6 protein-coding genes are annotated in these 5,750 nt (G+C 69.5%); all 6 read right to left on the bottom strand.

What is annotated here, in order from left to right; translation table 11 throughout:
- On the bottom strand, positions 1 to 320 hold a 320-nt coding region (locus STRIP9103_RS15230), incomplete at its 3' end, for a methyltransferase domain-containing protein (RefSeq protein ID WP_009311790.1).
- Between the two features lie 127 nt (positions 321 to 447).
- Positions 448 to 2,100: an AMP-binding protein gene (locus STRIP9103_RS15225; RefSeq protein WP_100243917.1), complete on the bottom strand. Its 1,653-nt coding sequence runs from the start codon at positions 2,098 to 2,100 to the stop codon at positions 448 to 450.
- On the bottom strand, positions 2,097 to 2,372 hold the full coding sequence (locus STRIP9103_RS15220; protein ID WP_009311787.1) for an acyl carrier protein: 276 nt from the start codon (positions 2,370 to 2,372) through the stop codon (positions 2,097 to 2,099). Before STRIP9103_RS15220 ends, STRIP9103_RS15225 begins: the two co-directional genes overlap by 4 nt.
- Before the next feature lie 73 nt (positions 2,373 to 2,445).
- On the bottom strand, positions 2,446 to 3,654 hold the full coding sequence (locus STRIP9103_RS15215; RefSeq protein WP_009311789.1) for a ferritin-like domain-containing protein: 1,209 nt from the start codon (positions 3,652 to 3,654) through the stop codon (positions 2,446 to 2,448).
- A gap of 93 nt (positions 3,655 to 3,747) precedes the next feature.
- Positions 3,748 to 5,019, bottom strand: coding sequence for a cytochrome P450 family protein (locus STRIP9103_RS15210; protein WP_009311793.1), 1,272 nt, complete (start codon positions 5,017 to 5,019; stop codon positions 3,748 to 3,750).
- Positions 5,020 to 5,030: 11 nt separating this feature from the next.
- Positions 5,031 to 5,750 (bottom strand): alpha/beta fold hydrolase (locus tag STRIP9103_RS15205; protein ID WP_009311791.1); only part of this gene is annotated, 720 nt, incomplete at its 5' end.

Genomic DNA, 5,750 nt, shown 5'->3' with positions numbered 1-5,750 from the left:
CAAGTGAAGCTGCCGACGTCCGCGACCTCGTACCGCACAGAGCGCGCAAGACCCGCGTCCCGCGACCGGATCCGCGCCTTGTGGACGCTTCCGGGGTCACGATCGATTCCCACGACGTGCCCACCGGGCCCGACCAGACCGGCTGCCAGCAGGGAGACGTCGCCCAGCCCGGCGCCGATGTCCAGGACGTTCATCCCCGGACGTACTCCGGCCGACCGCAGTGTGCGCTCGGTGAACGGCGAGACCGCCTTGCTCTGCAGGGAGAGCCTTTGGTGCTCACTCTCGGAGTGACCGAGCAGGTATGCGCTGTGGTGCGCCATGAGAGGCCTCCAGGGCCGGTCATGCGGGGTGTGGTCCCCACGGCAGGTGGGCAGGGGGCTCCGCGGCGCCTGCGGCACGTAGTGCCCTGTCGCGGACGCGCGGTGTGGTCCGGGCGCTCCGGGCGCGTCATACACCGGAGCGGGACGTGCGCATGCCAGGGGGTGGCGGGCGGCGCAGCGCCTTGCCGCTCGATGTACGGGCGATTCCGCCCCGGCGCACGAACACGATCGCGTCGGGCGTGATGCCCAGCTCGGCCACGACGCGCGCGCGGATGCGTTGCGTCGTGGCACGACGGCCCACTTCGTCCTGCTGCGTCGTCTCGACGACGAGCCCGAGCCGACCTCCCTCGTCGCTCCAGATCTGCTCGGCCAGGACGCCGTGGACGGGGAGGCCGGGAGTGTCCCGCACCACTGCCTCGATGTCGCTCGCCCAGTGGTTCGCACCGAAGACGATGATCACCTCTTTCGTGCGGCCCACGATGTACAGCTCGCCGTCGTGCCACAGGCCCAGATCACCGGTCGCCACCCATCCGCCCGGCAGGAGGAGGCGACGGCTCTCCTCCGGGTGGTGGTCGTACCCGGTGCTCGAGACGGAGGCCCCCCGCACCTCGATGGCACCGACCGTGCCGTCCGCGGCTGGTCCGCCGCTCGCGGTGGTGAGACGAACCTCGGTACGCCATACCGGCGTTCCCACGCCGACCAGTTCGCGATACGGCCCGGCACCGGGGGACACCGGTACATACCGGCCCCGGTTCAGTTCGTCCCGGTCGGCACGCAACACCTTGGTCGGTCGGCCGACCGGGGGGAAGGCGACCGCCAGGGTCGCCTCCGCCAGTCCGTAGGCCGGCAGGAAGACGTTCTTCGCCAGTCCGGCGGGCGCGAAACGCTCGACGAAGGCATCCTGAAGCCGCCGGTCGACCGGCTCGGCGCCGTTCACCGCGATGCGCCAGCGGGAAAGGTCCAGCCCGGTCAGCGGCCTCGCGTCGCGTCGCAGGACGTATCTGTAGCCGGAATCCGGAGCCATGGTGTAGGTGGCACCCAGCCGCCCTATGGCCTCAATCCATCCCCTCGGGTCACGCAGGTAGTCCTCGGGCGTCAGCAGATGGGTGTCGACATCGTGCAGCAGCGGTGTCAGGAAGGAACCGACCAGCCCCATGTCGTGGAAAAGGGGCAGCCAGGTGCAGCCGACGTCGGACCCGGTGAGCCGGGTGCCGCGGGCGATGGCCTCCACCGAGGCCGCCACGTTGCCGTGGGTGAGCACGACGCCCCGTGGCTCACTGCTGGTTCCCGACGTGTACTGGACCACGGCCTGGTCCGACGCCGTCCGTGCGACGTGGGCCGTCCCCGGCTCGGCCACCTCCGGCACCAGGAGAACGTCGACCGGGTGGGTGCCGGTGGACAGTCCCGGACCGAGCAGTGGGAGCATGGCGGGAGCCGTCAGCACGACGCGTACCCGTGAGCGGTGCAGTGCGGCGGCGGTGCGCCGAAGGTAGGCGTCGGACGACCCGAAGGGAGCGGGGCCGGGCAGCGGCACCGCGACCGCGCCGGCCGCCAGCACACCGAAGAAGGCGCGCGCGAAGTCCACCGACGTCGGCAGGACGAGGGCAACCCGTTCGCCGGGCTGCACTCCGCGGGACAGCAGCCCCGCCGCCACCCGCCCGGCCTCGGTGAAGAGGTCGGTGTAGGACAGGGCGTCGCCGTCTCGGCCCCGGTGCAGCACGTGCATGCCCCGCCCGGACCTCCGTGCGGCGACATGGCCGAGCGCTGCGAAAAGTGTCACGACACCGGCTCCGAGCCCGCCTCCGCGATCACCCCGGCGACCGCGGCCGTGAACTCCCGCACGGTGCTCGTCTCGAAGACGATGTGGTCCTCCACCTCGATGTCGTAGTGCTGCTCGATCTCGAGCACGATCTGGAGCGCGTGTATCGAGTCGAAACGCGGCAGGGAGCGCAGATCGGCGTCTACGTCCACCTCCTCGACCATGACGCGCAGTTGCTCGGCGACGATGTGGCGGACTGTTCGTTCGATGTCGGTGACACGCATCTGTGACATGGCGTGTGGTTGTCCTGTTCTGTGAGGCCGACGCGTCGGGGGCGCGGTCGGAGGCGGACGCCGGGACTGCCGGTCAGCGAGCGCCGGGCCGGCGGGCCAGGTCGCGCAGCTTGGCCTTGATGTCCCGCGGGGTCTCCAGCGAGTGGTCGTCCGCCAGGAGCCGGACGATCGACATCACCTTGGCGTCCGCGGCGTCCACCGAGTCGTGCTGAAGGGTCTCGATCCGGCGGATGCCGGCCGAGGACGTGGAGTGCGGATAGAACATGCCTGCCGGATGCTTGACGCCGTTGCGCCGGTCCGCGAGCCAGATGTAGGCCATGCGTAGCGCGGCGGTCCGATGGGCCGTGTTGCCGTCGCACAGTTCCCGCATGAAGACCGAGAACGCACGGCAGTGCCGGGCCTCGTCCCGGGCCAGAAGCCGCCAGATCTTGCGGATCACCGGCTCCGACACATGGGCCGCGAGCGACTTGTAGAGGGCGGACGCGCGTGACTCCGAGATCACGTTCATCATGAGGGTGGCGGAGCGCACGTCGCCCTGCGGGTACGGCTCACGTTTGTAGAGCGCGTGCTTCGAACGGAGTTTGACCCCGATCCGGTCCAGGTAGCGGGCCTGGACCAGCGAGTGACGGGACTCCTCCGCACCCCATTGCAGAGCCCAGGAGGAGAAGCTGGCCTCGCCCTGCCACTCCCGCAGGAAGTTGTGGGCACCGGGCAGAGTGCCGAACTCGATCACGGCCGCCTCGGTGAGGAAGTCCACGGTCCGTTCGTCCAGCATGCCGCGCTCGATGCGGTCCAGGTCCACCTCGGTCCAGTCCCAGCGGGTCGTCTCGAACCAGTCGAAGATCCTGTTGAACGTCATGTCGAGGTAGTAGTCGGTGTAGAGGTCGTCCGTCATCAACGCGCGGTGTGCCCGCAGGGCCAGTTCTACTGAGGTGGTGAACCCCCCGGGCGCCACCGCGGCGGGCCGCACGATGTCCTCGACGTCCAGTGCCTCCGCCCAGGCGGGAACCGGGCCGGCCGTACCGGGCCCGACGACGTACACCCGGGTCCGGTTGAACCTCGTGTTCGACCGCAGCGCCCGGACGGCGGGTAGCGGCTCGGCGTCCGCGTCGATCCACACCGCCGCGAGATCGGCTGACGGGTCGAACTCGTGCAGGTAGCGCTGCCAGTCGGCGTGTGCCGGCCGGTCCACGACGACGTCACCGAAGGTGGGGACGGTGAGCTGTTCGGCAGGGGAGACGGTGGCGGTGGGTGCCAGCAGGGCGATTCTGGGCGTGGTCACGAGGGGCGTCCTCTCTGTCGGTCTGGGCAGGCCGCCGGCGAACCCCCTGCCGGGCGGTGCTTGTCGCTCGGCGCCGCGAACGTGCGTGCCGCGTCAGCGTGGCCCGGTTGCCGCGGCAGGGCCGAGGAGCACGGGGAGCGCCTCGATGCTGTTGCTGACGAACGAGGGCACGGGCCGCACGGTCCACGTGTCGGACTGCGCCGGCCGCACGTCGGGGAAACGGGTGAAGAATCCGGCCAGTGCCGTCTCGAGCTGGAGACGCGCCAGGTGAATCCCGACACAGAAGTGCGGACCGTGCCCGAAGCCGAGGTGGCCGGCCTGTCGGCGGTGGACGTCGAAGCGTTCCGCGTCCACCCCATGGTGCTCCGGGTCCCGGCCCGCCGAACCGAAGGACGCGAGGATGGCTTCTCCCCGGTGGATCGTCTCGCCTCCTATGGCGACATCCTCGAGCGGATAGCGCATCGGGAACTGGTTAACCGCACCGTTCCAGCGCATCGTCTCCTCGACCACGGCACTCCACGGGACCTCCCCGGCGCGGACGGACGCGAGCTGCTCGGGGTGGGTGAGCAGCGCGTGGCAGGCGTTGACGAGTACGTTGATGACGCTCTGGTGGCCGGCGAAGAACATCAGCAGGACCATGCCGTGCAGTTCGCTGTCGCTGAGCCGGTCGTCTCCGGCTCGGCGTGCCATGAGCAGCGCGCTGATGAGGTCGTTCCCGGGGGTGCCGCGACGTTCCGCCACGATCTCCCGCAGCAGCACCTCGATCCGCCCGTCGATCTCCAGGACCTGTTCGGGGGTGTTGTTCGTACGGGTTTGCATGCCGGTGAGCACGTGCAGCAGACGTCGCTTGCGCTGCGGGACGCCCAACAGGTCCGAGATGACGGCGGTGGGGATGGGATAGGCGAAAGCCTTGCGGAAGTCCACCGGTCGGTCCCCCGGCCGTGCGGCGAGCCGGTCGAGGAGCGCATCGACGAGTTGTTCCACCCCCGGGCGCATAGCCTCCACCCGTGCCGGGGTCAGCGCCTGGTCGACCAGTCCGCGCAACCGTCGGTGATCCGCGCCGTGCGAGTTGATGACGCTGTCGGTCGCGACGAAGCCGATCAACGGCCACCCGTCCGGCACTTCGCCGCGGGCCGCTGCCCCCCAGTGCGCGATCCCCTTGGCGACCCTGGGGTCCGTCAGCACCCGGCGCAGGTCTTCATGGTGCGGAATCGCCCACGCCCGCACACCACCAGGGAGTTGGACCGGCACGGCTCTCCCCGCCGCCCGCAGGCGGGCGTTCTCCGCGTGCTGATCCGAACCGTTGACGTCCAGTTCGAACGGGCATCGGGACGCCTGCCCGGGGCCTTGCTCAGTCGACTCCACTTCATCTCCACCTAGGGAAGCACGGCGTGCTGGGACGACTCATCCGCCAAAAAGCGCACCACGTCGGCACCGAATTCTTCGTACGCTTGGAACAGAAACCCGTGCCCGGTGTCGGGGTACATCCTCAGTACGGAATGTGGCACATGTGACGCCAAAATGATGCTCTTTTCCGCGGCGACCATGATGTCGAGTTCGCCGTGTGCGACGAGGGTCGGCTGCGTGATTGCCGAAAGCTCCCGGACGGCCAGCGGATCACGTGCTCCCCAGGCCGCCGCGGCTTCCAACTGGGCCCGCCAAGAGGTTTCGGCGACGCCGCCGCCAGGGCCCACCCGGTGTCGGGACAGGCGGCGGACGTACTCGATGCCGTGCGCCCGGCCGGCTGCGGTCGGAGGGAAGAACAGATGGATGAGGTCTTTGGGGCTGATCAGCTTTTTGCTGATGGTCGACCGTACCCGGCCTCCTGCGGCGATGTCCTCGCCGAATCCGCGCGGCGCGGTGCCGGCGAGTACCAGGCGGCGTACCAGGTTCGGCCGGATACGCGCCAATGCCTGGGCCACATAACCGCCCAGTGAGAACCCGAGCACATCGACGCTGATCAGTCCCAGTGACGCCGCGAATTCAGCGATTCCCTCCGCCATGGCTACGACCGTGTTCGGGGTCGCTCCGTCCGACAGGCCGATACCGCGGTTGTCCACGACAATTACCGTGCGGTCTACCGCCAGCCTCTCGAG

The organism is Streptomyces ipomoeae 91-03 (assembly GCF_000317595.1).
Taxonomy (GTDB): Bacteria; Actinomycetota; Actinomycetes; order Streptomycetales; family Streptomycetaceae; genus Streptomyces; species Streptomyces ipomoeae.
This window is presented reverse-complemented; position numbering and strand designations above follow the sequence as displayed.